The sequence below is a fragment of the Marinobacterium sedimentorum genome (assembly GCF_024267675.1).
Taxonomy (GTDB): domain Bacteria; phylum Pseudomonadota; class Gammaproteobacteria; order Pseudomonadales; family Balneatricaceae; genus Marinobacterium_A; species Marinobacterium_A sedimentorum.
The window spans coordinates 73,524-97,909 of sequence record NZ_JALDYX010000005.1; the positions used below are offsets into that span (position 1 = coordinate 73,524).

Annotated in this window: 20 protein-coding genes; 7 read left to right on the forward strand and 13 right to left on the reverse strand. The window is 53.4% G+C overall.

Features of this window, described 5'->3' with window-relative positions; all coding sequences use genetic code 11:
* Nucleotides 1-373: 373 nt before the first annotated feature.
* The gene (locus tag MRS74_RS06860; RefSeq protein WP_254579534.1) at nt 374-793 is read right to left on the reverse strand and encodes a MarR family winged helix-turn-helix transcriptional regulator; all 420 of its coding nucleotides are present in this window, start codon (nt 791-793) and stop codon (nt 374-376) included.
* A gap of 424 nt (nt 794-1,217) precedes the next feature.
* Here MRS74_RS06860 and MRS74_RS06865 point away from each other — a divergent pair, with 424 nt between their 5' ends.
* The gene (locus MRS74_RS06865) at nt 1,218-1,565 is read left to right on the forward strand and encodes a hypothetical protein (protein WP_254579535.1); all 348 of its coding nucleotides are present in this window, start codon (nt 1,218-1,220) and stop codon (nt 1,563-1,565) included.
* The gene (locus tag MRS74_RS06870; RefSeq protein ID WP_254579536.1) at nt 1,558-2,670 is read left to right on the forward strand and encodes an ImmA/IrrE family metallo-endopeptidase; all 1,113 of its coding nucleotides are present in this window, start codon (nt 1,558-1,560) and stop codon (nt 2,668-2,670) included. Before MRS74_RS06865 ends, MRS74_RS06870 begins: the two co-directional genes overlap by 8 nt.
* Before the next feature lie 5 nt (nt 2,671-2,675).
* Here MRS74_RS06870 and MRS74_RS06875 read toward each other — a convergent pair whose 3' ends face one another.
* The 4 genes from MRS74_RS06875 to MRS74_RS06890 form a co-directional block, all read right to left on the reverse strand.
* Nucleotides 2,676-3,530, reverse strand: a complete 855-nt coding sequence (locus MRS74_RS06875) for an alpha-glutamyl/putrescinyl thymine pyrophosphorylase clade 3 protein (RefSeq protein WP_256557831.1) — start codon at nt 3,528-3,530, stop codon at nt 2,676-2,678.
* Nucleotides 3,531-3,600: 70 nt separating this feature from the next.
* Nucleotides 3,601-4,404: a hypothetical protein gene (locus MRS74_RS06880; protein ID WP_254579538.1), complete on the reverse strand. Its 804-nt coding sequence runs from the start codon at nt 4,402-4,404 to the stop codon at nt 3,601-3,603.
* Nucleotides 4,397-5,425 (reverse strand): thymidylate synthase, encoded by a 1,029-nt coding sequence (locus tag MRS74_RS06885; RefSeq protein WP_254579539.1) that lies wholly within the window; start codon nt 5,423-5,425, stop codon nt 4,397-4,399. Before MRS74_RS06885 ends, MRS74_RS06880 begins: the two co-directional genes overlap by 8 nt.
* 625 nt (nt 5,426-6,050) lie before the next feature.
* Nucleotides 6,051-6,818, reverse strand: coding sequence for a helix-turn-helix transcriptional regulator (locus MRS74_RS06890; RefSeq protein WP_254579540.1), 768 nt, complete (start codon nt 6,816-6,818; stop codon nt 6,051-6,053).
* Nucleotides 6,819-6,912: 94 nt separating this feature from the next.
* Here MRS74_RS06890 and MRS74_RS06895 point away from each other — a divergent pair, with 94 nt between their 5' ends.
* Both MRS74_RS06895 and tpx read left to right on the forward strand, forming a co-directional pair.
* Complete coding sequence (locus MRS74_RS06895) at nt 6,913-7,512, forward strand: 2-hydroxychromene-2-carboxylate isomerase (protein ID WP_254579541.1); 600 nt, start codon at nt 6,913-6,915, stop codon at nt 7,510-7,512.
* Nucleotides 7,513-7,706: 194 nt separating this feature from the next.
* Nucleotides 7,707-8,198: a thiol peroxidase gene (gene tpx / locus MRS74_RS06900; RefSeq protein ID WP_254579542.1), complete on the forward strand. Its 492-nt coding sequence runs from the start codon at nt 7,707-7,709 to the stop codon at nt 8,196-8,198.
* Between the two features lie 337 nt (nt 8,199-8,535).
* Here the strand turns inward: tpx and MRS74_RS06905 are convergent, their stop codons facing one another.
* Together MRS74_RS06905 and MRS74_RS06910 are read right to left on the reverse strand one after the other, a co-directional pair.
* Nucleotides 8,536-10,149 (reverse strand): MFS transporter, encoded by a 1,614-nt coding sequence (locus MRS74_RS06905; protein WP_254579543.1) that lies wholly within the window; start codon nt 10,147-10,149, stop codon nt 8,536-8,538.
* 63 nt (nt 10,150-10,212) lie between these two features.
* Nucleotides 10,213-11,154 carry a LysR family transcriptional regulator gene (locus MRS74_RS06910; RefSeq protein WP_254579544.1) on the reverse strand — a complete coding sequence of 314 codons (942 nt, stop codon included), beginning with the start codon at nt 11,152-11,154 and terminating at the stop codon, nt 10,213-10,215.
* A 178-nt stretch (nt 11,155-11,332) separates the two neighbouring features.
* On the opposite strand from MRS74_RS06910, the gene MRS74_RS06915 reads away from it, so the two are divergent.
* Entirely contained in the window at nt 11,333-12,928 is a 1,596-nt protein-coding gene (locus tag MRS74_RS06915) for an isocitrate lyase (RefSeq protein ID WP_254579545.1), read from the forward strand.
* Between the two features lie 511 nt (nt 12,929-13,439).
* Here the strand turns inward: MRS74_RS06915 and katG are convergent.
* Nucleotides 13,440-15,674, reverse strand: a complete 2,235-nt coding sequence (katG, locus tag MRS74_RS06920; RefSeq protein WP_256557832.1) for a catalase/peroxidase HPI — start codon at nt 15,672-15,674, stop codon at nt 13,440-13,442.
* Nucleotides 15,675-16,266: 592 nt separating this feature from the next.
* Here katG and MRS74_RS06925 point away from each other — a divergent pair.
* Nucleotides 16,267-17,430, forward strand: a complete 1,164-nt coding sequence (locus tag MRS74_RS06925) for a mechanosensitive ion channel family protein (protein ID WP_254579546.1) — start codon at nt 16,267-16,269, stop codon at nt 17,428-17,430.
* Between the two features lie 290 nt (nt 17,431-17,720).
* Here MRS74_RS06925 and nhaA read toward each other — a convergent pair whose 3' ends face one another.
* The 5 genes from nhaA to MRS74_RS06950 all read right to left on the reverse strand — a co-directional run bounded on the left by nhaA (nt 17,721) and on the right by MRS74_RS06950 (nt 23,126).
* Nucleotides 17,721-19,058, reverse strand: coding sequence for a Na+/H+ antiporter NhaA (nhaA, locus tag MRS74_RS06930; RefSeq protein WP_254579547.1), 1,338 nt, complete (start codon nt 19,056-19,058; stop codon nt 17,721-17,723).
* 189 nt (nt 19,059-19,247) lie between these two features.
* The gene (locus tag MRS74_RS06935; protein WP_254579548.1) at nt 19,248-19,742 is read right to left on the reverse strand and encodes a heme-degrading domain-containing protein; all 495 of its coding nucleotides are present in this window, start codon (nt 19,740-19,742) and stop codon (nt 19,248-19,250) included.
* A 236-nt stretch (nt 19,743-19,978) separates the two neighbouring features.
* Nucleotides 19,979-21,157, reverse strand: a complete 1,179-nt coding sequence (locus tag MRS74_RS06940) for a quaternary amine ABC transporter ATP-binding protein (protein ID WP_254579549.1) — start codon at nt 21,155-21,157, stop codon at nt 19,979-19,981.
* Nucleotides 21,150-22,049 (reverse strand): ABC transporter permease, encoded by a 900-nt coding sequence (locus MRS74_RS06945; protein WP_254579550.1) that lies wholly within the window; start codon nt 22,047-22,049, stop codon nt 21,150-21,152. Before MRS74_RS06945 ends, MRS74_RS06940 begins: the two co-directional genes overlap by 8 nt.
* Nucleotides 22,050-22,127: 78 nt before the next feature.
* Nucleotides 22,128-23,126 carry an ABC transporter substrate-binding protein gene (locus MRS74_RS06950; RefSeq protein WP_254579551.1) on the reverse strand — a complete coding sequence of 333 codons (999 nt, stop codon included), beginning with the start codon at nt 23,124-23,126 and terminating at the stop codon, nt 22,128-22,130.
* A 485-nt stretch (nt 23,127-23,611) separates the two neighbouring features.
* On the opposite strand from MRS74_RS06950, the gene MRS74_RS06955 reads away from it, so the two are divergent.
* Entirely contained in the window at nt 23,612-24,292 is a 681-nt protein-coding gene (locus MRS74_RS06955) for a type 1 glutamine amidotransferase domain-containing protein (protein ID WP_254579552.1), read from the forward strand.
* The last annotated feature ends 94 nt before the right edge of the window (nt 24,293-24,386 follow it).

Consider the following 24,386-nt stretch of genomic DNA (forward strand, 5'->3'; position numbering starts at 1 on the left):
TGTGGTGCTTTAGAACGCGCTCATTTTTTCGCCAGTCAAGGCGTGAGGCGGTGAGCGCTTTCGCGCACGGAGCGGACAATGCAGGATGACTGTAACGCCTGCCATCACCGGTGCATTTGTAGGTTGGGTGGAGACCCGAAGGAACCTAACCCAACAGCGGGGTTGCATGGCGCTATTCTAGGATTGCCAGTTTCGGGAAGTGTTACCGTTGTCGGACAATCCCGGTTTCGCCCTCTTGGGCGACTCACTTTTATTCGAACGGCCGAAGTAAAGTAAGCAAAGGCTCTCTACCTTGAAGAATGCGCCCGAAGAAGCCGTAATACTGCGCACTGAGATTATTTTCCGGGCGCAGGCCTTCAAGATGCACTTACTGTCAGAGCAGCGCTTTGATAATGCCAGCCAGAGCCCCCTGCTGCTCCGCACCCAGAGGTGCCAGCAATGCCTGTGCCGCATGGTTGAATGAAACCTCGGCATCCTGAAAAATCTGCGCCCCCGCATCGGAAAGGACGACCAGACTGACCCTGGCATCCCGGACATTTTCCTCTTTGTGCACCAACCCGATCTTGACCATGGGGTTAAGCAGCCGTGTAACGCCGGATGCACTCAGGCCGACATTGTCAGCCAGATCGATTCGACGCATCCTGTGATTGGCGGCCCGGTGCAGCTGCAGCAGCACCATGTACTCAGTCACACTGATTCCATGTGCCGACAGTGCAGCGGCCTGCCGCTTCTGGATTTTGTTCTGGAGATTGGCGAGCCCCATCACAAGATCGCCTTCTGCTTTGTTCAACATGACACACCTGCTTGCTGAATGTTTGAGCCAGCAAGTATTTATCGATTTGCTTGTGCAGTCAAGCACTAGTCAAACCAATGACGCAACTGGAGGCTCAGATGCCGGCTCCGCTGAGTGAGAGCCAGGGGACTTTTGAGCTTCACAGGGTGATTTCCAGGCATCTAAAGGGAGCCTATGTCGTAGCTGGCTATCGCTGTCACAGTGGATTTAGTGGCCTGGAATACACCGGTGACCGCTTTCGGCACAGAGCGGACATTGGCGCTGGACAGGCAAAAGTCAAGACCTGATCCCGGGGTCTGCTCGAGGTCTACTGGAGCTATTTTTTGGGTCCGCAATAGGGTGTTTTTGAACTCTTAATGTGCCTAAAAGAGAGATTCTTGAAGTACAAAGTGATATCCTGCAAGAGACTTTACCTGAACGGTAGATGCTAGCTTTGGAAATTGCTTTCGACACGAAGAAACTTCGGAAGTTGTGCGAAAATGAGACTTATGCGGATAAGCAACTAGGTCGCGAAGTTGCCGATATGTTACGGCATAGATTAGCTGATATGGACTCTGCATTGGTCGTTACGGACTTGGTTGCCGGTGTGCCTAAAAAGATAAACTATGATGATGTTTCGTGTTTATCTCTAAAACTATGTAATAGCTATTTTATAGTCTTTTGTTCGAATAATGTGAACACACCTATACTTAGTGCAAGTGAAGTCGATTGGAAATCTATTAGAAGAATAAAAATTATTTCTATTAAAAAAATTGGGTGCGGTGATGAGTGAAGCAACATCTTTTCAACCAGACTGGGTAAGTCCTCCTGGTGAAACTATTAAAGATATTCTAACTGAACGAGCTTTAAATATTTCCGATTTTTCGGAGATGATGGGTTTTTCACAGAAAAGTGCGAAGGATTTATTGCATGGTAAACTCAAAATCGATAATGATGTTGCAAATAGTTTGGAAACAATATTCGGCGCATCTAAAGAGTTCTGGATCAATCGTGAGAGAAATTATAGGCTCGGTCTAGAACGATATGCTGTTGTGATAGATGAACAGAAAGGATGGCTAAAAAAACTGCCTACTAGAGACATGGTAAAGTATCGATGGATCAGTCCGTCTAGTAAATGGAAGGATAAATATAGGCAGTGTCTTGATTTTTTTGGTGTATATAGTGTTGACGAATGGTATAAAATTAATAACGATAAGTTATTAATGACTGCGTTTAGGACATCTTCGTCTTTTGATCATATACAAGAGTCTGTTATTACTTGGCTAAGACAGGGTGAGCGGCTAAGCAGTAGCTCTAATTTCGCTGAGTGGAATCCTGAAAAGTTTAAGCGGGACTTGATAAATGCAAGAGCGCTTACCGTCGAAAAAGATCCGAATGTTTTTATTCCAAAGCTTCAAGCATTATTTGCAAAAAGCGGTGTTTCAATAGTAGTTTCTCCAACTCCTTCCGGTTGTCGAGCTAGCGGAGCCACATGTTTTACTAGTGATGGATATGCTATGATGATGCTCAGCTTTAGATACTTATCCGATGACCATTTTTGGTTTACGGTTTTCCATGAAGCTGGCCACTTATTACTTCATGGAGATAAAGCTTTGTTTCTTGAGGGGCTTGAAGAATCTTGCTCAGTAAGTGATTTTGAGGAAGAAGCAAATAGTTTTTCTGGAGATTTACTAGTGCCTAAATCCTACCAAAAAGAACTTAGAGAGCTTAGTTTAAAGAACTGGCGCCAGATACCAAGGTTTGCAAAGAAAATTGGTATAGCGCCAGGTATAGTTGTTGGGCAGTTACAGCATCTTGGTATTGTTGGACACTCTCAACTAAATCGATTCAAGGTTCGATACAAATGGGCTAATGATGAAAAAAATACAATTGTATAAAATATTTATCCGCGAAAGTGTTTATAAGCGCTAGGGCTTTTCTGCCAATTGCAAAGAGAGTCTTCTAAAACTTGCATACCCATTTTACCTAAGGATAGCTGCTGTTCTAATATGGAAAGTTGATGCTCAAGAATAGCACAACTTATATTTGCCTTTGCACTATTACCAAAGAGTAGTCTAGCTCCTTTAACGGGTCCTGTTGCTCCGGTCATAAAAGTTTTCCCAGGCTCTATATTGGTGAGTTCTAATTTCGCAATCATCGTTAAATAGTCGAATTTAGCTGTTCTACCAAAGGATGCTACATTGCTCATTGATTTATAGAGAGCCTCAAATGCTACTCTAGGATTTATTTCGTTATTTCTAGTATCTTGTATCAATCTTTCGTGATTGTTTCCAGCCCATTCGATGTACGTCGAAATAACATTTGATGGGCTTCGTTTTTTTTCAGGTTTCAGAGTTTCATATTTTCTATGATTTCCATATGAACCGGAAAATGAAATATAGTTTATGTTAATCCAATTATTAAAATAATCTTGGTTTTTTGTGATTCTATCCCATGTCCAAATATTATTATCATTTCCTAGGGAGCCATAAAATTCTCTAACGAGCTTCCATCCTTTTTTTAAATTTTTTCCGAAATGAATCGCTAGGAACGTGAGCCAAAAAGCCTCATTTATATTTTGGCTGTTTCTGTGAAAGATAGCAGCTTTTAAGGGATCGAAGATGTCGCTATATGGATTAGAATATTCTTGGCTGACCGGCCTATCTGCAATTGTATAGATAAACTCCACACGTCGAATACTATCAACAATTTGTCTGGCTAAGGTACTTCTTTTGTTCGAGTTTTCAATGCCAGGCAAAAGAAGTTTTTGTGATGCAAGATCTAGTTCGTCATCAATTATTGTAACAAGTTCTCTCTTATCAGTTTTTTCATAGTTCTATTCCATTAGATATGCCAGTAATCCAGTTTTGGATTGATAGTTTTATATTATTTGTAACACCAAAACTACTTTGAATATTGTGGTTAAATCCGATAACAACAATTTCGCGATTTAGATTAATGTTTGAAAGGTGATCGATTTTCCCATAAAAAGAAAATCCTGTTACACCTTTCCCTTTGTCTCTTGGTAGAGTCCACTCATCTTCTTTTTTGATATTTAACTCTATATTAAATATATCCTGAAACGATTTCACTACTGTAGAGCCATTTAATATTAGTAGCTTAATAGATGAGTTATTGAGTAACTCCACCAAAGCGTCAGACGAAAGCTCTAATAGGTTCTTTTTCTGTGTTGACGTTAATGATGACCATTTAACGGATGTTGCATATGGTACGAGGTCTAAATGGCATGCCTTTCCGAAAAGGCTATTGTAATATGAGCACCCAGTTCCGGAAATAAGTTTGTTTAAAGCAGCAAACCAATTGTCATACGGGTTGTTGTAGAAGTATTCTTCACATGATTTTTCAATCAAATTCAGATGAGATTTATTTACTTTCGACCAGTCATCTAACATGAGAGAATTCAGGGTATGAAACCTTCGGTATTCCCCTTGTAATTCATTACCCTTCGTGTCAACAAATTCTCTATTACTTGGATTAAGTCCTAAAGTTGCAACTTTGGATCTTACTGAATCTCCAAAAACAGGCACGGGAGTGGCCCAAGGAATAATCCTGTTATGTGAAGTAATTGTCTTACTTAAACGCATCAATAGAATTGAGTAAATATCATTCATGTGAACACTTGGAATTATTTTTTCTATTGTCGAGAGGTAGTTGTACTGGAATTTTAGCTTTAGTAAATGATTGTTGTCTTTTTTCTATATAAATTTTATATGTGTCTGACGAAATCAAATTCTTAAGTCGTTCGATCTCGGTTGAGTGATCATTATCTATTTGTTTTGATATGTTAAAAATACTTAGTAGTAAAGCTAGGTCCGTCCAGTAAGGTTCTAATTCTTCACTTCCATCATAACAAATATTTTTTGATCGAATGTTTTGTTCAACTTTTAAAAGTTTTTCTATTGACTTCTTGGGGTCCCCTATGGGCATACTTGGCATTGGTTTACTAGACTGAAAACCTTCGTCAATAAATTGTTTAGCTTTCTCTACATAGTTTTCATAGATATGAAGGCTACCGACACTATGCTTATATATACCAACTTCAATATTTAAAGATCTTGCTATTATTTCTTGAAGCATTGTAAAAGAAAAAATATCGTGTGGTAATCCAAAAAAAGCATCGTTTGATCGCATATGTGTAAGCATGTTTAGTTTTCCCTTGCGTACTATAAATTGTAAGTTACATGTGCAAGGAATCTCTTTATGATAGCTATCAATATCGGATGAATCGAATATCTGAATAACAGCTCTTCGGGAAGTTTCTTTTAATGAAAGAATTTCTATTACGTTTTTTATTTGATTTATGTGGCCGTCTTGTTTAAGAAGTCTGGGGCCATATGCGCCATATATTGTTTTTCCATCCTCTGAGTCATCTTCATATCTTTTTATGTAGTGCTTAATAAATGATAAATCATTTGAGCCAGAAATATACCACAGGAGTTCGCCTAGACAGCTAAAAATTGTTCCTTTCGTTTCTGTTCGACTAAGTCTTGCTCTTGGGTTGGATAATTCTAGAATAACGCCAAACAATTCAAAGGTTGAACCGCGAGTTGCCTTTACAGGATTTTTGCTCTTCAATAATTTTGAAAAAACATCAAAAAGCAAGTCATCCAATGTTTTCTGGCGTATGAACATTAGCCCTATTCCCTGAAATCTATGCCTAATGCTATATATTTGACCCTATTGGAACAGTGTATATTGCTTTCAAAGTTTTGTAAGCACTTTATTGTTCGATGGCAGCTATCATGTTTTTCTTTGTGCGAGTAAATAAAAGTAAGTCGCCCAAGACGGAGGGGCAAAGGATTCTCGTCGAAGGAAATTTTCAACAGACCTAGCATGCCTGGCAGAAAATGGCGCTAGGCGCTGCGGTGTCAGGATTTCCGCCATTCCTGGAGGTCACGTAGCCCTACAGGATATGGTTTTCCGTAACATCACAGTCACAGAATTTTCTTGTCAATACACTCTCCAGCTTCCCACCTCGTGCGGCGTACAGTTTATTTTACCTTTCCAGTAACGCTGTCAAGATCCCAATGCTCAAGGCGAAGCCACATAGATGATGGTAGAGCTGTTGACTGCTTTCGGTCGAGAGAAAGCAATGTCCGCTTTGGGCACTTACCGGACATTCACCACAGCACAGCTAAAGCAGTCATTCACCCTGCCCGATCATTCAGCGCAATCACGCCCGGCCTTCCCCTGCGTTCCTCTACCAAACCAGAACCAACCAGGACAGAACCGCCGTGACTACCCTTAATCTGGCGGGCTAATAGTATTTTTGCCGGGATTGCGTTGGACTCTGACCGAAGTGCTGACGGTAGGCATGGCTCAGCGCTTCCTGGCTACCATAGCCATAGCGGGCGGCAACGGTCTTGACCCGGGCGCCGGCGGCGAGATCCTGGCGCACCAGGGTCAGGCGCCACTGGCGCAGGTAGCTAAAGGGCGTTTGGCCCACCAGGGATGCAAAACAGGCCATAAACTGGCTGCGGGACAGGCCCGCCAGTGCCGCCAAGTCTTCGCTGCGCCAGCGCTGTTGCGGCGCTTCGTGAATGGCCACCAGCGCACGGCTGATGCGGGCATCAGCCAGGCCAGCAATCAGGCCGGGTTGACTGGCACCCTGTTGCAGCGCATGGCGCAACAGCATGATCACCAGAACTTCCAGCAGCCGCTGCAAGGTGGAATAGCCGCCGCAACGGGCAGCGGCGGCTTCACGCGCAATCAGCTGCGCCAGATCATGCACCAGGCCACCGGGCTCCACCGCCATGCACAGCTGTGCAGGCAGTGCCCGAGCCATGGGGTTAACCCCGCCGCCCAGCGACACCGAGGCCGCAAGCAGTACCCGCTGCTGCATATTCCGCACAGAGGGCGCAGCGACAGGCCAGAACTGCACTTCGCTAATCTGCAGGCCATCATCCCCTGCCAGCAGCAACAGATTGGCGGCGGGGTCTGTGACATCGGTCAGTGCAGAGGCCTGCAGTTCAAACCGGCTTAGCAGTGCCGACAGGCGGTCGGGCTTTTGAGCGAAATCTATCATTTCGGACTTTTAATCATGATTACCGGAATAAGTTTGCTATTAAGTCTTTTACTATGCGCATCATACACCCATCAATGCACAAACCGAGGCTCCCATGACGGCACGAATTGATTACTACTTCGATTGTTTATCGCCCTTTACCTTTCTGGGCCATGACCTGCTGCTCAAAACCGCTGCGGCCGCCGGCGCCCAGATTACTTTCCTGCCGATCCAGCTGGGGCCGGTGTTTGCAAACTCCGGCGCCAAGCCGCTGGGCGAACGGCCACAGGCCCGCCGCGATTACCGTCTGGTGGAACTCAAGCGCTGGGCCAAGAAGCGCGGCCTGGCGCTGAATCTGCAACCCAAATTTTTCCCCGCCAGCTCGGCCCTGGCCAACTGCTGCGTGATTGCGCTGCTGGCTGCCAGGCAGAATCCGGCCGAATTCGCCGGTCGCGTCATGGCCGCCTGCTGGGTGGACGACAAGAACATTGCCGACCGCAGCGTAATTCGCGAAGCCCTTGAGGCCTGCGGTTTTGATGCCGACGCCATTCTCGCCGCCGCCGAAGCCGACGCAACCTCTGCCACCTACGATCAGAACACCGGGCAGGCCGTTGCACTGGGTATCCTGGGCGCGCCCTCCTATGTATTGAACGGTGAGCAGTTCTGGGGCCAGGACCGGCTGGAGCTGCTGGCCGAGACACTCGCCTCGGCCTGACGAGCTGCCCCGCCGCCCTATTCAGGCGCTCTGTCAGACAGAGCATCAGGCGCTACATCAAGGCTAAGAGCCACAGCCTGCAAAGACGCAGTCGGCCGCCACGGCAATCGTGGCGCCAGCTGTTCTAATTTGCGCTGCAGGTGGTATCCTCTGTGGGTTTTCAGAACCCTCACGCAAAACACAGGACGTATCACATGGCCACCATTACTCTTAAAGGCGATCCGGTTGAAACCAGCGGCAACCTGCCGGCTGTTGGCAGCCAGGCACCGGACTTTACCCTGGTGAAAACCGATCTCAGCGAAGCCACCCTGGCCGACTATCGGGGCAGCAAGCTGGTACTCAACATCTTCCCGTCGGTGGATACCCCGACCTGCGCCACCTCTGTACGTACCTTTAACAAGCGCGCCGCCGACAACGGTATCAATGTCCTGTGCGTCTCCGCCGACCTGCCCTTCGCCGCTGCCCGCTTCTGTGGTGCTGAGGGTATCGACAAGGTTGCCACCGGCTCCTGCTTTCGTTCGGATTTTGGCACAGCCTACGGCCAGACCATCACCACAGGCCCGCTGGCGGGTATCCTGGCCCGTTCCGTGGTTGTGATTGATGAAAACGGCAAGGTTCTGCACACCGAACAGGTGGCTGAAATCGCCGATGAGCCGGACTACGACGCAGCCCTGAAAGCGCTCTGATTTCGGCGCCAAAGCTCCCCGGGAGCTTTCTGGCATGGCAGTCTGTCGGACTTAACACTGCTCTACTGCGGCAAAGCCCGAAAGGCTGCTAGAAAAAAGGCCCTTAGCGTTAAGCCAAGGGCCTTTTTTAGTCGCAAGGCATTCAACTGGCGGCTTCCCGCCATTACTTCAACAATGCTTCCAACAGCTTCGCACCGGCCCCCCCGACGCGCTGAACGCTGAAAAATCCGCCGTGTTATCGAAACACGGCTGGCCAGTATTCGGGGGCAGGCGCAAAGCTTGCGGCCAGGGTTGCAGTGCTGCGCATCTAACCCAGGCCTGGCACGCGCCTCTCAGTTCAGGCGCGCTTTACCCGCCGGGCCACGTAATGCGAGACCTTGGGAGCATGGTCCCCCAGGTGAAAGCTGCGCTTTTGTTCCCAGAGTGCCTGGTCGTGAGCCGTCACCCGTTCGTGCTGTCGCAGGTGCTCCACCCAGGAGCCATCCACGAAGTACTCGATAAAGTGCCCCAGATCGGCGGCATCCTGAAACAGCTCCCACGACAGAGCCCCGTTGCGCAGGCGCATGCGCCGGCTTTCCTGCATCAGCTGCATGAACTCGTCCACCCGGGCCACATCAATCTGGTATTCCAGCTGCGTCATGATCGGCCCCTGCCGGGGCAACAGCGGCACGGCCAGTTCGGGTTCGCTCCAGAACGGCAGCGGTGTCAGATCCCGCGCCCCCGCCGCCTCAACCCGCACGCGCGCCAGCACCACCAGCGCCAGCATGGCACAGAGCGCCGCCGCCGCCAGGCTGATACGGGTATCGGCAACTGTTGCCACCTGCCCCCAGAGCGCGGCCCCCAGCGCCGTGCCGCCCATTACCGCCATCTGATACACCGACATGCCCCGGGCCCGCACCCAGTCGGGCAATACCAGCTGCACACTGACCGACAGGGAATTGGCCGTGGCCAGCCAGGAGGCGCCGGACAGCAGCAGCGCCGCCATGGCGACCCAGAGATTGGGGGCGAAGGCCAGCGCCAGGGTTGCCAGGGCATTGGCCAGGGTAGCGTAATTCACCATTTCACTGCGCCCGATACGCTGTCGCAGCCGTGGCAACAGAAAGGCCGACAGTATTGCCCCCACACCCACCGTCGCCAGCAACAGGGTATAGGTGCCGGCATCGCCGCCCGGCAGCTGTGTGGCCACCACCGGCAGCAGCGCAATGGAGGCGATGGAGAACATAAAGAAGGTCGAGGCACGCAACAGCACCGCATGCATTTCCGGTGACTGGCGCACATACTGGAATCCTACCCGCATGGCGCCAAAAAAGCGCTCCGCCGGCAAGGTACTGGCCTTGCGCTCCCGCCGCCAGCGCAGCAAGGCCAGCGCCACAAGTACCGAGAGCGCGGCATTGAGCAAAAACACCCAGGCGCTGCCGCCCCAGGCAATCACGGCACCGGCAATCATGGGCCCGATGACCCGCGCCCCGTTCATCGATACACCGTTCAGTGCCATCGCCCGGCCCAGCTCCTCCCGCGGCACCAGCTCCGGCAGCAAGGCGGAAAACACCGGCCAGCGCATGGCCAGACCAATACCGTTGGCAAAGGTCAGCAGCAGCAACAGCATGGGTGTCAGCAGGCCCAGCAGGGCCACAAGGCAGAGTACCGCCGCGACACCGGCTACCCATAGCTGGGTGGCAATGAAGTATCGGCGCCGATCAAGAATATCGGCCAGGGCTCCACTGGGCGCACCGAGCAGAAATACCGGCAGGGTGGCCGCCGCCTGCACCAGCGCCACCATCACCGGCTTGTCGGTTAACGACAGCATCAGCCAGGCGGCGGCGACATCGTTCATCCACATGCACAGGTTGGCCGTCAGCCAGGCGCACCAGAGCATGCGATACACCGGATGGCGCAGTGGCGCCCAGGCCGACCCCGTATCGGCTTTTATCTTCTTGCTGTTGGCAGACACTACGGCAGACCTCCCCCGACCAGACTCCCCCGTGGGGCAACAATTTACTCATAAGCCAAAATATCAGGCGCTGCTGCCCTGGGCGACATCCACCACCAGCCGGCGTATCCACTCGTGGGCACTGTTGTGCTGCAGCAGCGGGCTCCAGGCCATTTTCAACTCGAACATCGGTATATCGAACGGCGGCGGACGCATGATCAGACGCGCATCCCGGCGTTTGGATAACGCAGCGCGCGCCGGAATGGTCACCACCAGGTTCTTCTGCTGCGCCATATGCACCGCCGACTGGTAATGGCGCGTAAAGACGGAGATATGGCGCTGATGACCGATGCGTTTAAGCGCTTCATCAACCCAGCCCAGGCGCTTGGTATCCTGCGGGGTAATGCCAAGGCTGGCGCCCATGCCGGTTTTGCTGACCCAGACATGGTTGGCCTCCAGGTAGGTCTGCAGCGTAAAGTCGGCGGCGATCGGGTTGTCGGCACTGAAGAGGCAGGAAAAGCTGTCTCGCCACAGGGTCACCTGGTGAAAGGCCTGGGGCATGCTGTCGAAGCGGTTGATCACCAGATCCACATGGCCCTGCTCCACATCCAGAAAACTCATGTCACTGGGGGTCAGGATATCCAGCACCACGCCGGGCGCTTCCTGGCTTAAACGCTCAAGCAGTAACGGAATAAGCGTCGATTCGCCATAATCGCTCGTCATAATGCGAAACACCCGGTCGCTGCTGGCGGCATCAAATTGCACGTTGGGCTCAACTGCCCGTTCTATCGTGGCCAGTGCCTGGCGTATCATGGGCTGCAGCGTCAGCGCCCGCTCGGTGGGCAGCATGCCTTCGCTGGTACGCACCAGCAGCGGATCACTGAAGGTATCGCGCAGGCGCCGCAGGCCATTGCTCAAGGCAGGCTGGGTGATACCCAGCAGGCTGGCGGCGCGGGTGACGTTGCGCTCACGCAGCAAAACATCGAAATAAACGAGAAGATTAAGGTCGAGCCTTTCAAGGTTCATGGCAAGTTAACCTGCGCAAAGTCAGCAACTATGGGTGTTTCGGACGAACATTCATTGAATGAATGTTACAAATAGAACCCATTTATTTCAATTATAAAATCAATACGCATAGTATTGATTACGAAAGCAAACACATACAGCCTTGCAACCGGGCTGTCAGGACTTCAAGGGATAAAAAATGTCAGATTACAACAAAGACATCGACGCTATCGCCAACCTTCGTGCCGCCCAGGGCAACACATGGAATGCTATCAACCCTGAATCTGCTGCCCGCATGAAAGCGCAGAACCGCTTCAAGACCGGTCTGGACATTGCCAAGTACACCGCTGCCATCATGCGTCAGGACATGGCTGACTACGATGCCGACAGCGCTTCTTACACTCAGTCCCTGGGTTGCTGGCATGGCTTTATCGGCCAGCAGAAAATGATTGCGATCAAGAAACACCACGGCACCACCAGCAAGCGTTACCTTTACCTGTCTGGCTGGATGGTTGCTGCTCTGCGCTCCGAGTTCGGCCCGCTGCCTGACCAGTCCATGCACGAGAAAACCTCGGTTGCCGCACTGATCGAAGAGCTCTACACCTTCCTGCGCCAGGCTGACTCCCGCGAACTGGATCAGCTCTTCGTTGCACTGGACGACGCCCGCGCCGCTGGCGACAGCGCCCTGGCAGCCGAAGTACAGGCCAAGATCGACAACCACGAAACGCACGTAGTGCCTATCATCGCCGACATAGACGCTGGCTTCGGTAACCCGGAAGCGACTTACCTGCTGGCCAAGAAAATGATCGAAGCCGGTGCCTGCTGCATCCAGCTGGAAAACCAGGTCTCCGACGAGAAGCAGTGCGGTCACCAGGATGGCAAGGTCACAGTGCCCCACGCCGACTTCCTGGCCAAGATCAACGCCGTTCGCTACGCCTTCCTTGAGCTGGGTATCGACGACGGTGTTATCGTTGCCCGTACCGACTCCCTGGGTGCCGGCCTGACCAAGCAGATCGCCGTAACCAATGAGCCGGGCGACCTGGGTGACCTGTACAACTCTTTCCTGGATTGCGAAGAAGTGTCTACTGCCGACATGAAAAACGGCGATCTAGTACTGAACCGCGACGGCAAGCTGCTGCGTCCCAAGCGTCTGCCGAGCAACCTGTTCCAGTTCAAGAAAGGCACTGGCGAAGACCGCTGCGTACTGGACTGCATCACGTCCTTGCAGAACGGCGCCGACCTGCTGTGGATCGAAACCGAGAAGCCCCACGTTGGCCAGATCGCAGCCATGGTAAACCGTATCCGCGAAGTCGTGCCTAACGCCAAGCTGGTGTACAACAACAGCCCGTCCTTCAACTGGACGCTGAACTTCCGCCAGCAGGTATTCGATACCATGGCTGAAACCGGCCAGGACATGAGCGCCTACGACCGCGCCAACCTGATGAGCGTAGAGTACGACGAAACCGAACTGGCCCAGGTGGCCGACGAGAAGATCCGTACCTTCCAGCGCGACGCCGCAGCTGAAGCCGGTATCTTCCACCACCTGATCACGCTGCCGACCTATCACACAGCCGCGCTGTCTACCGACAACCTGGCCAAGGGCTACTTCGGTGCCGAAGGCATGCTGGCGTACGTCAAGGGTGTTCAGCGTCAGGAACTGCGTCAGGGCATCGCCTGCGTCAAGCACCAGAACATGGCCGGCTCCGACATCGGTGACAACCACAAGGAATACTTCGCCGGTGAAGCCGCGCTCAAGGCCGGTGGTAAAGACAACACCATGAACCAGTTCGGCTAAGCACAGAGTTCCAACCGCACCTCCTGAGTGCACATTAACCCCTGGGGGCGAACGCAAGTTCGCCCCCTTTTTTATGTTCAGGATGAACGGTATGCCGTGGGCGCATGGATGCGCAGGAACGGCGTGTACATGGATGTACTTCATTGTTATTTGCTCCTGCAATAACAATATTCCCACCATCCCTGGTGGTCCCCTGAAAACTGCTCCTGCGTTTTCAGGATTTCCGCCATCCATGGCGGTCCCCTGAAAACTGCTCCTGCGTTTTCAGGATTTCCGCCATCCATGGCGGTCATACCGCGGGCACAAGGGGCAGTTTTTTGCTCCTGCAAAAACTGCATTCAAGCCATCCCTGGCGCTCCTCGGTCTGCGACCCCGCTAAAGCGGTTCTTTTCACTGCGTTCCAAGTGTTAAATAGAACCACTATTCGTCTCAAAAGAGCTCAAAAACTGCCTCAAAACGGACTTTCCCTCGCTACGATCGGTCAAGTCCGACAGGCTGCTAACGGCCTGGGTCAGGTCAGATCGAAACGATCCGCGTTCATCACCTTGTTCCAGGCCGCGACGAAATCACGCCCAAACTGCTCTTGCGCGCCGTCCTGTGCATAGACTTCGGCCAGAGCCCGCAACTGGGAGTTGGAACCGAAGACGAGGTCGACACGCGTAGCCGTCCACTTCACATTGCCCGTCTTGCGATCACGCCCCTCAAACACATCTTCATCGCCTTCGGCCGGCGTCCACTCGGTATTCATATCAAGCAGGTTGACGAAGAAGTCGTTGCTCAGAGTCTCGGCACGCTTGGTAAACACCCCCTCCTGTGCCTTGCCATAGTTGGCATCCAGCACCCGCATACCCCCCACGAGAACGGCCATTTCAGGTGCACTCAGTTGCAGCAGCTGCGCCTTGTCCACCAGCATCGCCTCATCCGATACGGTGAATTTGGTCCGGCGAAAGTTACGAAAACCATCAGCATCCGGCTTGAGCGGCTCAAAGGACTCCACATCGGTTTGCTCCTGCGAGGCGTCGGTACGTCCCGGGGTAAACGGAACCTCAAGGTTGTGCCCTGCGTCTTTTGCCGCCTTCTCTATGGCGGCGCAGCCCCCCAGCACGATCAGGTCTGCCATCGACACCCGTGTGTTGCCAGACTGGGCATCATTGAAAGCTTTCTGGACAGCCTCCAGGGTCTGAAGCACTTTCGCCAACTGCGCAGGCTGGTTCAGGTCCCAGTCTTTCTGCGGCGCCAGGCGAATGCGCGCACCGTTTGCACCGCCACGCTTGTCAGAGCCACGGAAGGTGGACGCCGATGCCCAGGCGGTTGCAACCAGCTCCGATACGGACAGACCGGACGCCAGAACCTTGCCCTTGAGTTCAGCAATGTCCTGCGTGCTGATCAGATCATGCTCTGGCACCGGAACCGGGTCTTGCCAGATCAACACTTCTGCCGGTACTTCCGGGCCGAGGTAACGCGCAATGGGGCCCATATCGCGGTGCGTCAGCTTGTACCAGGCCCGCGCAAAAGCGTCTGCGAACTCGTCCGGGTTCGCCTGGAAGTGCAAGGAGATCCTGCGGTACTCAGGGTCCTCCCGCATGGCCATGTCCGCGGTCGACATCATGGGCGCATGACGCCTGCTCGGATTGTGGGCATCCGGCACCGTATCTTTTGCGGACTCATCCGTGGGGGTCCACTGCTGAGCACCGGCCGGGCTACGGGTCAGTTCCCATTCGTAGCCGAACAGGGTGTCGAAGTAGCTCATGTCCCACTGCGTCGGGGTCGGGGTCCAGGCGCCCTCCAGGCCACTGGTGATGGCATATTCACCCTTGCCGGTGCCCAGGCTGTTTTTCCAGCCCAGACCCATCTCTTCCATGGGAGCGGCCTCTGGCTCAGCGCCCACGTGGACCTCCGGATCGCCCGCGCCGTGGGTTTTACCGAAGGTGTGACCACCGGCCGTCAGTGCGACGGTCTCGTAGTCGTTCATGGCCATCCGGGCAAAGGTCTCACGGATATCGAGGGCTGACGCAAGCGGATCCGGGTTGCCATCCGGGCCTTCCGGATTGACGTAAATCAGGCCCATCTGAACGGCAGCGAGTGGGGTTTCCAGCTCGCGTTCACCGGAGTAACGACTGTTGGGCTTGTCACTCGTGGCCAGCCATTCCTCCTCAGCCCCCCAGTAGATATCTTCTTCCGGCTCCCAGATGTCGGTGCGGCCGCCGCCGAAGCCGAAGGTCTTGAATCCCATGGACTCCAGGGCAACGTTACCCGCCAGAATTATCAGGTCGGCCCATGAAAGCCCGTTGCCGTACTTTTGCTTGATCGGCCAGAGCAGGCGACGCGCCTTGTCGAGGTTGGCGTTGTCCGGCCAGCTGTTGAGCGGTGCGAAACGCTGTGCGCCTGAGCCTGCACCACCACGGCCGTCACCGATACGGTAGGTTCCCGCGCTGTGCCACGCCATCCGGATAAAGAAGGGCCCGTAGTGACCGTAGTCGGCTGGCCACCAGTCCTGGGAGTCCGTCATCAGCGCATGAAGATCCTTTTTCACCGCCTGCAGGTCGAGCGTCCTGAATTCGGCCGCGTAACTGAAGTCCTCGCCCATCGGGCTCATGTCAGACGTGTTCTGGTGCAGAATCCTGAGATTCAGTTGGTTTGGCCACCAGTGGAGGTTTGCGGTGCCCCTGTCACCCAAGCTGGTGCGAGATCCATGCATGACCGGGCACTTGCCTGTGGCACCGGTATCGTTGTTATTTGCGCTCATGTCTAACTCCTGTTCTAGCAGCCTGTCATCTTGACCGATGGTAGCGAGGCGAAGTCCGTTTTGAGGCAGCTTTGAGCTCTTTTAACGCAAGAAGGCGGCAGGATTGCCGATTTACACAGCGCTAGCTGCCCACCGGGCACCCTACAGCGAAGTAGCTAGTGCAGGGTGGTTCTCTAAAGAGCACCTAAAATGCCCCCTCTTAGTACAAGAGAAGCGGCTTTTGCGCAGTAGATCAGTGTTAAGTCCGACAGGCTGCTAGCTGCATTGGTAACACTGACTCATCGCCACTGCGTGTTAACAAGGTATACCAACTCAGTGCCCTTGGTTTAAATTGTTTATCCTGATCAATGCGATAGTTTTTCTGCATGACCCGTCTTGCAGCATTGTGATGCGCGCTTAGCCTGGCAGACAACCCGGTTCACCTGGCTATTCCTCATGGTCATCATGGCTCAGGTTAGCTCCTTATGGCATCAGGACTACTGTAGAATCCAGTCGATGGAATCCGCAGCGCCGTCGGCAGAGAAGCAGCCCGGCAAAGCGGTAAAAAATCTTTTTATAAAAATACATATTTTCGCCAGACAGAGACCCGATCATGCCAGAAGACGTTGCGGCAGAAACCCAAGCGAGTGCGCCTGAAATTTCACTCAGCGAGCTGTTGCTGGAAATTACGGACTTCCTGCCGGATTCAGCGCTGCCAGCCTGGGAACTGGTTTCACAAAACCCCGTACTGGGATCGCTTCTGATCGCGCTGGTGTTTTATGTGCTGGGGGTTTGCTTTCGTTCCCTGCTGACCAATGTCATCGGGCGGGTCATCGGCTTGAACAAGTCACCGGTGGACAACACCGCGCTGCAATATTTGCGCAAACCGGTGTTTGTGACCGTCTTCTTTTTTGGCTTGTCACTCGCCGTCAGCGTCATCAACATGCCGCTGGGCAATGTAGCCGTCAATCTGCTGTTTTCGCTGATCACCATCAGCTGGATGACTGCGGCGTTCCGCATCTCCACCCTGCTGCTCGATACCCTGAGCGGGGAAAACCGCTTCAAGCTCGTCGATAGCAAAACCGTGCCCCTGTTCGACCTCACGAGCAAGCTGGTCATCATCATGATCGGCAGCTACATACTGCTGATGATATGGGGTATCAACCCGGCTGGATGGCTTGCCTCAGCCGGTATAGTCGGTATCGCCGTGGGCTTTGCCGCCAAGGATACGCTGGCCAACCTGTTCTCCGGCTTTTTCATTGTCGCCGACGCGCCATACAAGATCGGCGACTACATCAACCTGGATACCGGCGAGCGCGGCAAGGTCTGCGCCATCGGCCTGCGCAGCACCCGCCTGCTGACCCGCGATGATGTGGAAATCACCATCCCCAACGGCGTAATTGCCAACGCAAAGATCATCAATGAAAGCGGCGGGCCTTTGAATGTCCGTATTCGCATTGTGATCGGCGTCGCCTATGGTTCCGATGTTGATCAGGTGGGCGAACTGCTGATGCAGGCCGGCATGGAACACCCTGAAGTCTGCACCTCGCCGGAACCCAGAGTGCGCCTGCGCGGCTTTGGCGCCTCCAGTCTTGATTTCAATCTGATGTGCTGGATTCGACACCCCCAGGACAGGGGCCGCATATCCCATGATCTCAATGTCGCGATTTACAAACTGTTCAATCAACACGCGGTAGAAATCCCCTACGCCAAGCAGGACCTGTATATCAAGCAATGGCCCGAGCAGGACAATTTAACCCGGCAGGTCAATACATAGAGCCCAGCCTGTCCGGGTACCTGCGCCCATTCTCGTGGGTTAAAGCGCCAGTGACATGACCGCCAGGGATGGCTGACATTATTAGTTTGCAGGAGAAAAAGTAAGAGACCGTACTTAGTGTACATAACGGGCAAACAGGCAGGGAACCTGTTTGTCCGCCTGGGTTAATAGCCACAGTGACAAAATAATCCTATAGATACATATTTATCTTCATCAACTGCTACATCCTTGCCATTAGAAAATACATTTCAACTTATTCATGATGTTTCTAGTATCGAATCAAGTATTATTTATTTTCTTGTAGAAACGAACCGGATATATAGCACACCAAGAATTGCAGCGAGAACCGAGGCGAACAAAATCGATGTTTTAGCATTATGGAGATGTTCTGGTTGCGTATCAAAGCCCAGCGTCGCTATAAATGTGGACATGGTAAAGCCTATACCGGCGATAAGTGAAACACCTATTACGTGTTGAATATTAATGCCATCCGGCAAACACCCAATCTTGTATCGCAGGCCAAGCCAGCATGCACCTGAAATTCCAACAAATTTTCCGATTACCAGTCCAGTTACAATACCCAATCCAATCGGGTGTTGAAGGCTTTCGATAAATGAGCTTAAGCTAAACTCCACGCCGGCATTGGCCAGAGCAAAGAGTGGCAAGACAAACAATGCAACGGGGACATCCAGCGCATCTTCCCAACGGCGCAGGGGTGTGCTGGCGCGTTCCGCAAAATCACGTATTTCCAGCACTTGCTCATGATCTTGACGACTACCGAGAACATCGACTTCATCTTCATGTTTTTGCATTGAGTTAATTTTTGTTTTCGCCTTATCGAGTAAATCACCAGGTGCCAACATTGGCCGCGCCGGTATTGTCAAAGCAATCGCGACGCCTGCAAAAGTGGGATGAACACCGGATTTAAGCATCATCCACCAGGCCGCAACTCCTACGAAGATATAAAAAATCGGCCAGCGGACACCTGCATAATTAGCCACGGCCAAGAACGCGATCAGAGCAAATGAGATGAATAAAAATAGTACAGATATGTTCTGTGTATAGAATAATGCAATGACCAGTATAGCGCCGACATCGTCGACAATGGCAAGACCCACGATAAACGCTACTAGGCTAGTAGGAATGTGTTTTCTAACCAAGGTGAGTACACCTAACGCAAATGCCGTATCTGTCGCCATCGGGATGCCCCATCCAGTCTGTGAATCAAGTGACCAGTTGAACAGGGCGTAAATTACAGCAGGACAAATCATTCCACCGACAGCACAAAGAATCAACATGCGTCTTTTTTCTGACAAAGCAAGATGACCGGCGAGTACTTCACGTTTGATTTCAAGCCCGATAAGGAAGAAAAATATGACCATCAAGCCATCATTAATAATGTGTTTAAGCGAAGATTTCAGTTCGAAATCGCCCAGAAAAAAACCAAGTTCTATATGTGTCAGGTTCTGATAGACAGAAGAATAGTCTGAATTTGCCCACCACAGGGCTGCGATAGTGGCGACCAGAAGAAAAATACTGGATGTTGTCTGAGCACGGATAAAATTTGAAAAAGGGGGCTGAATATTATTCAGACCACGCTGCAATAAATTATTTGTGTCATCAGTCATTTCAGTTAACCAATTTTTATCATTAAGCCACATACATAATAGCTTATATGTCAATCACAATGAGACTCTAAACGTCCATGTAATATTCGCCACAAGAAACTTTATCTTAACCTGAGCGACAAATAGGTTCCCTCGCTATTTTTCGCCAGGTTAATAGTGCAGAGCTGCACCCAAAGAACAGGCCCAGGCTTAAGCCCCCATCAGCGCATCCAGACTGATGCTGTCCACATCCAGGTGCCTGGCGAGCACACGGACAATCAGTTCGTGATCATCGCGGGACGGCAGGCCCGATACGGTGATTACCGCAACAACGCCGACGCCCGTTACCCGCACCGGGAAGCTGCCGCCGTGGGCGGCATAGTCCAGCGGATCCAGCCCCATATCCTGCCCCACACTCTCACCAGAGGACTTCAGGCGCTCGCCGCACAGCAGGGACGAGCACTGCTTGCGCAGCGCCATATTAGCCTTGCGACGCGCCCACTCGTCGTTGTCCGGCGCTGAGCCCGGCAGGGCCGCGAAGTACAGCCGGCGGTTGGCTGTACGGATATCAATCACCACCGGTGCCTGGCTCGCCGCCGCCTTTTCCCGCAGCGCATTACCGACTGCAAAGGCCGTATCTTCATCGAAACCGCCAAATACCAGAGCCTGTTCCTGCTGCTCAAGCGCGCTGATCAAATTAGTCACGTTCACCTCTTTTTTTAAGTCCATTGAATACGGTGGAATTGAGCGACGCTTTCCCGCGCTCCTGCTTTCGCCTCTCGCCCAGCCGCAGTGTACGCCATTGGATTGCAGTAAAAATAGAGCCTTGGGCCCCTAAACAAAAACGCCGACAGCATGGCGTTTGCACCACCCTGTCAGCGTTGTGTTCAGGTTGTAACACTGCTTCGTATGCCTTGCCCCTTTTACCTTTTACCTTCCTTTTAAGAGACAAACTCCGCCATCCGGCGCCGGCTTACCATGCCGGTGAACTCGCCTTCCGCGTTGGTCACGCCTATAGGCTGGTCATCTTTCCCCACCAGCAGGCGCGGCAGCAGGGCTTCAAGTTCTGCGCTGTCGGGCACACAGCTCACATTGCTGACGTAATCGGCAATATTGCCGGCGCCTTCGTTCAGGGCCCGCCCGGCTTCCCGCAGGGTGATGATGCCCTTGAGGCTCTTGCCATCGAGTACACAGGCATAATCGCCATGGCGTTCGCGGATTTTATCCAGTGCCTGCTGCGGCGAAGTGCGCCCGGTCAGGGTCAGCAGCGTCTTGTTCACCACATGGGCGGCCGTCAGCACCTTGGTTCGGTTCACGTCATGCACGAAGGCCTCAACGTAGTCGTCCGCAGGATGCAGCAGTATATCCTCGGGATTGCCCACCTGAATCAGCTTGCCGTCGCGCAGGATGGCAATCTTGTCCCCCAGGCGCAGCGCTTCATCCAGATCATGGGTAATGAAGATAATGGTCTTGTGCAGCTTATGTTGCAGGCTGATCAGCTGATCCTGCATCTCGCGCCGGATCAGCGGGTCCAGCGCCGAGAAGGCCTCGTCCATCAGCAGGATTTCGGCATTGGTACAGAGTGCCCGGGCCAGGCCCACCCGCTGCTGCTGACCGCCGGAGAGCTGCGACGGATACTGATCCTCATAACCGCCAAGGCCCACGGCTTCGAGCCAGTGCATGGCCTTCTCCCGCACCTTGTCCTTGCCAAGACCCTGGATGCTCAGGCCATAGCCGACGTTCTCCAGCACGCTGTGATGCGGCAGCAGACCAAAGCGCTGAAACACCATGGACATCTTGTGACGCCGGAAGTCCTGCAGCTCCCGGGCCGATAATTTCATCACATTCACGCCATCCACGAAAATGTGGCCCTGGGTGGGGTCAATCAGACGATTGAAATGCCGGATCAGCGTCGACTTGCCGGAACCCGACAGCCCCATGATGACAAAGATCTCACCCTTGCCGATATCCAGATTGATGTTCTGCAGCCCCAGGGTATGACCGGTGGCGGCGAGGATTTCATCCTTGCTCTGGCCGGCCTCCACCAGCGGAATGACCGACGCCGGATTGGCGCCGAACACCTTGTACAGGTTTTCAATTTTTACCAGTGTCTCAGCCATGGTCCGAGCCCTCCATGTGCTTCTGGGTGCGCCTGGCATAGGCCTGGGAAACACGGTCGAAGATAATCGCCAGCGCAACGATCGCCAGGCCGTTAAACAGACCCAGGGTAAAGTACTGATTGGTGATGGACTTGAGCACCGGCTGCCCCAGCCCCTTGACGCCGATCATGGAGGCGATAACCACCATGGCCAGAGACATCATGATGGTCTGGTTAATACCCGCCATGATGGTCGGCATGGCCAGTGGCAGCTGCACACCCATCAGGCGCTGAGTGGGGCTGGCACCGTAGGATGTCGCCGCCTCCAGCACTTCGCGATCCACCAGCCGAATCCCCAGGTTGGTGAGTCGGATAACCGGCGGTATGGCATAGATCACCACGGCAATCACGCCCGGAATCCGGCCGATACCCAGCAGCATGACCACCGGTATAAGGTACACAAAGGCCGGCATGGTCTGCATGATATCCAGCAAGGGCGTGACCGTGGACTGCACCCGATCGGAGCGCGCCATCATAATGCCCACCGGAATACCCAGCGCAATCGACAGCAAGGTGCAGACGGTAATAATGCTGAGGGTACGCATGGTGTCTTCCCACATGCCAAAATAGCCGATCAGCAGAAAGGACACCACAACCCCCAGGGACAGTTTCCAGGAACGGGATGCAACATAGGCCAGCGCCGTGATCGCAATGATAATCAGCGGCCAGGGGGTATTCAGCAGAAGCTTTTCAAACCAGATAAGAAAGCTGAGCAGCGGGTCAAAGAGTGACTCGATCGTGTCACCGTACTCGCGGGAAAAATCACGGTAGGTGGCGTCGAGGGACTTGCGGATAGCAAGCAGGCCTTCGCGGCTCATTTGGGGAAATTCGGTTAGCCAAGATTCACCGGCCATAAAGGGTATCCTGTGCTGTGGATCAGGCCACACCGCAGGCTGTCTCCCTGCGCCTGCGGTATTTAGCGGTCAAGTGCTTTACAGCTTGCCCAGCGCATCCTTGACCCTGGCAGCGACCTCGGGCTCCAGCCAGGCGGACCAGGTGCTTTCGCGTTCTGTAAGGAAGTGCGCCATGGCGATCTCGCCATCGGCCTGATTGTCTTCCATCCAGGCCAGCAGCTTGTTCAGATCGCTGTTGCTGAAAGACCGGGTGGCCAGATATTCAAACTCCTTGGGGTGGCTTTTGGCGAATTCCGAAGTGGTGTAACTGTACACCGGTGATTCAGGCCACATGGTCACCTTGGGTTCAAGACAGTCTTCCTTGGTGGTGCAGCTCAGGAAGTGCTCCTTGTCGACGCCACTGCCAAAATCAACCTTTACCATGTCGTATTTGCCGAGAATGGCCGTTGGCGCCCAGTAGTAGCCCAGCCAGGCCTCCTGGCGTTCATACGCTCGGGCAATGGAGCCATCGAGCCCGGCCGCCGAGCCCGGATCAATCAGTTCGAAACCCGCGTCTTCCAGCTTGAGGGCACGATACAGGTTATTCACCACCATCTGACAACCCCAACCCGCCGGACAGCCAATCAGGGCAGAACGCTCCGGATCTTCGGGGTGGGTAAACAGCTTGACGTTGGCTTTTACGCCTTCAATGGTGGCCAGGCTCGGGTCCTTGTCGACCATGTATCGGGGCACCCAGAGCGCTTCTTCGCCCCCCTCGGATAGCACCTTGCCAGCCACCTTCAGCTGCCCCTCGGCCACGGCCTTGTCCAGCGCGGCCTGGAATGAGTTGGTCCAGAGCTCCGGGGCTATATCCGGCTCTTGCTTCTCCATCATGGAGGTGGCGGTGGGCATGGTATCGCCGGGCACCAGTTCTGCGGCACAGCCGAAGCCATGTTCAAGTATGAAACGGTCAACATTGGCAATCAGCGTCGCCGAACTCCAGTTCATGTCTGCGATCGTGACCTTGCCGCAGTCTGCAGCGGCATAACCCGAGGACGCAGCCACAATAAAAACGGCTGCTGCGAGAGACTTCTTCATGGCGGACTCCTGTTTCATCAAAGAGCATTCAGCGCTGGGCGGCCCTGAACATCGCAATGACATTGTTAGCAACAAGGCATCGCATGACTTTATTGTCATACGCTGTTTTTATTAATATAAATCATTCAATTACAATAACTTACCATAGACAACAACCACGAAGACCACAACCTGTGGGTGCCTGCGCATCCAGACGCCCTATCATTTGGCAACAAAACACATACAGCCACCAAGATCCCAGACAGCGGCCCTCTCCTGCCTGACTGCGACTACCGGAACCGGCCATCCCGACGCATCACCATTATTATGGCCGCCTCTAAGGCATATCGTGCAATGCGGCACTACCCTTACTGAACAGCGGGGATCCTGTCCCAGATGCAGCGAGATGGCGCAGTGCACCGACAATGAATACCCCACCGGTCTTCCGACACCTAAACCCGTAAAAACACGGGCCTCCACCCACCTTCTTCAGGAGTAATCAGGATATGAACATACTGATGGTATTGACCTCCCACGATCGCCTGGGCGACAGCGGCGAGAAAACCGGCTTCTGGCTCGAGGAGTTCGCCGCCCCCTATTATCTTCTCAAGGATGCCGGCGCGACCCTGACCCTGGCCTCCCCCGCCGGCGGCCAGCCACCGCTGGACCCCAAGAGCGATGTGCCGGACTTCCAGACCGACGCCACCCGCCGCTTTGAACAGGACCCCGGCGCCCAGGCGCAACTGGCCACCACCCTCAAGCTCGGCACCATCAACCCCGCCGACTATGACGCCGTGTTTTACCCCGGCGGCCATGGTCCGCTGTGGGATCTGGCGGAAGACAAGGACTCCATCGCCCTGATAGAAGCACTCAACCGCGCCGCCAAACCCATCGCCGCCGTTTGCCACGCCCCGGCGGTGCTGCGCCACCCCCGGGGCACGGATGGCAAACCCCTGGTTGCCGGCAAAAAAGTGACCGGTTTTAGCAACAGCGAAGAAGACGCCGTCGGCCTCACCAAGATCGTACCTTTCCTGGTGGAAGACATGCTCAGTGCCAACGGCGGCCTGTACACCAAAGCCGACGACTGGCATTCCCACGTCGAAACCGACGGCCTGCTGATCACCGGGCAAAACCCGGGCTCATCCGAAGCAACGGCTCAGGCACTGCTCGACGCACTGGGCAAATAGCCCGCCTGGGCAGCGCATGTGAGAGTTCGCCTGCCAGACGCAAAAAAGCCCCGGCACGCCCTTTATGCAAAGGTCGCCCGGGGCCTTTTTGTTT

Excerpts from the sequence above, each read along its gene's own strand:
- tpx (WP_254579542.1), top strand. The coding sequence starts at position 7,707 with ATGGCCACCATTACTCTTAAAGGCGATCCGGTTGAAACCAGCGGCAAC.
- MRS74_RS06925 (WP_254579546.1), top strand. The coding sequence starts at position 16,267 with ATGCCAGAAGACGTTGCGGCAGAAACCCAAGCGAGTGCGCCTGAAATT.
- MRS74_RS06940 (WP_254579549.1), bottom strand. The coding sequence starts at position 21,157 with ATGGCTGAGACACTGGTAAAAATTGAAAACCTGTACAAGGTGTTCGGC.
- MRS74_RS06880 (WP_254579538.1), bottom strand. The coding sequence starts at position 4,404 with ATGAATGATATTTACTCAATTCTATTGATGCGTTTAAGTAAGACAATT.
- MRS74_RS06950 (WP_254579551.1), bottom strand. The coding sequence starts at position 23,126 with ATGAAGAAGTCTCTCGCAGCAGCCGTTTTTATTGTGGCTGCGTCCTCG.
- MRS74_RS06915 (WP_254579545.1), top strand. The coding sequence starts at position 11,333 with ATGTCAGATTACAACAAAGACATCGACGCTATCGCCAACCTTCGTGCC.
- katG (WP_256557832.1), bottom strand. The coding sequence starts at position 15,674 with ATGAGCGCAAATAACAACGATACCGGTGCCACAGGCAAGTGCCCGGTC.
- nhaA (WP_254579547.1), bottom strand. The coding sequence starts at position 19,058 with ATGACTGATGACACAAATAATTTATTGCAGCGTGGTCTGAATAATATT.
- MRS74_RS06890 (WP_254579540.1), bottom strand. The coding sequence starts at position 6,818 with ATGATAGATTTCGCTCAAAAGCCCGACCGCCTGTCGGCACTGCTAAGC.
- MRS74_RS06870 (WP_254579536.1), top strand. The coding sequence starts at position 1,558 with ATGAGTGAAGCAACATCTTTTCAACCAGACTGGGTAAGTCCTCCTGGT.
- MRS74_RS06895 (WP_254579541.1), top strand. The coding sequence starts at position 6,913 with ATGACGGCACGAATTGATTACTACTTCGATTGTTTATCGCCCTTTACC.
- MRS74_RS06885 (WP_254579539.1), bottom strand. The coding sequence starts at position 5,425 with ATGTTCATACGCCAGAAAACATTGGATGACTTGCTTTTTGATGTTTTT.
- MRS74_RS06955 (WP_254579552.1), top strand. The coding sequence starts at position 23,612 with ATGAACATACTGATGGTATTGACCTCCCACGATCGCCTGGGCGACAGC.
- MRS74_RS06945 (WP_254579550.1), bottom strand. The coding sequence starts at position 22,049 with ATGGCCGGTGAATCTTGGCTAACCGAATTTCCCCAAATGAGCCGCGAA.
- MRS74_RS06865 (WP_254579535.1), top strand. The coding sequence starts at position 1,218 with ATGCTAGCTTTGGAAATTGCTTTCGACACGAAGAAACTTCGGAAGTTG.
- MRS74_RS06860 (WP_254579534.1), bottom strand. The coding sequence starts at position 793 with ATGTTGAACAAAGCAGAAGGCGATCTTGTGATGGGGCTCGCCAATCTC.
- MRS74_RS06910 (WP_254579544.1), bottom strand. The coding sequence starts at position 11,154 with ATGAACCTTGAAAGGCTCGACCTTAATCTTCTCGTTTATTTCGATGTT.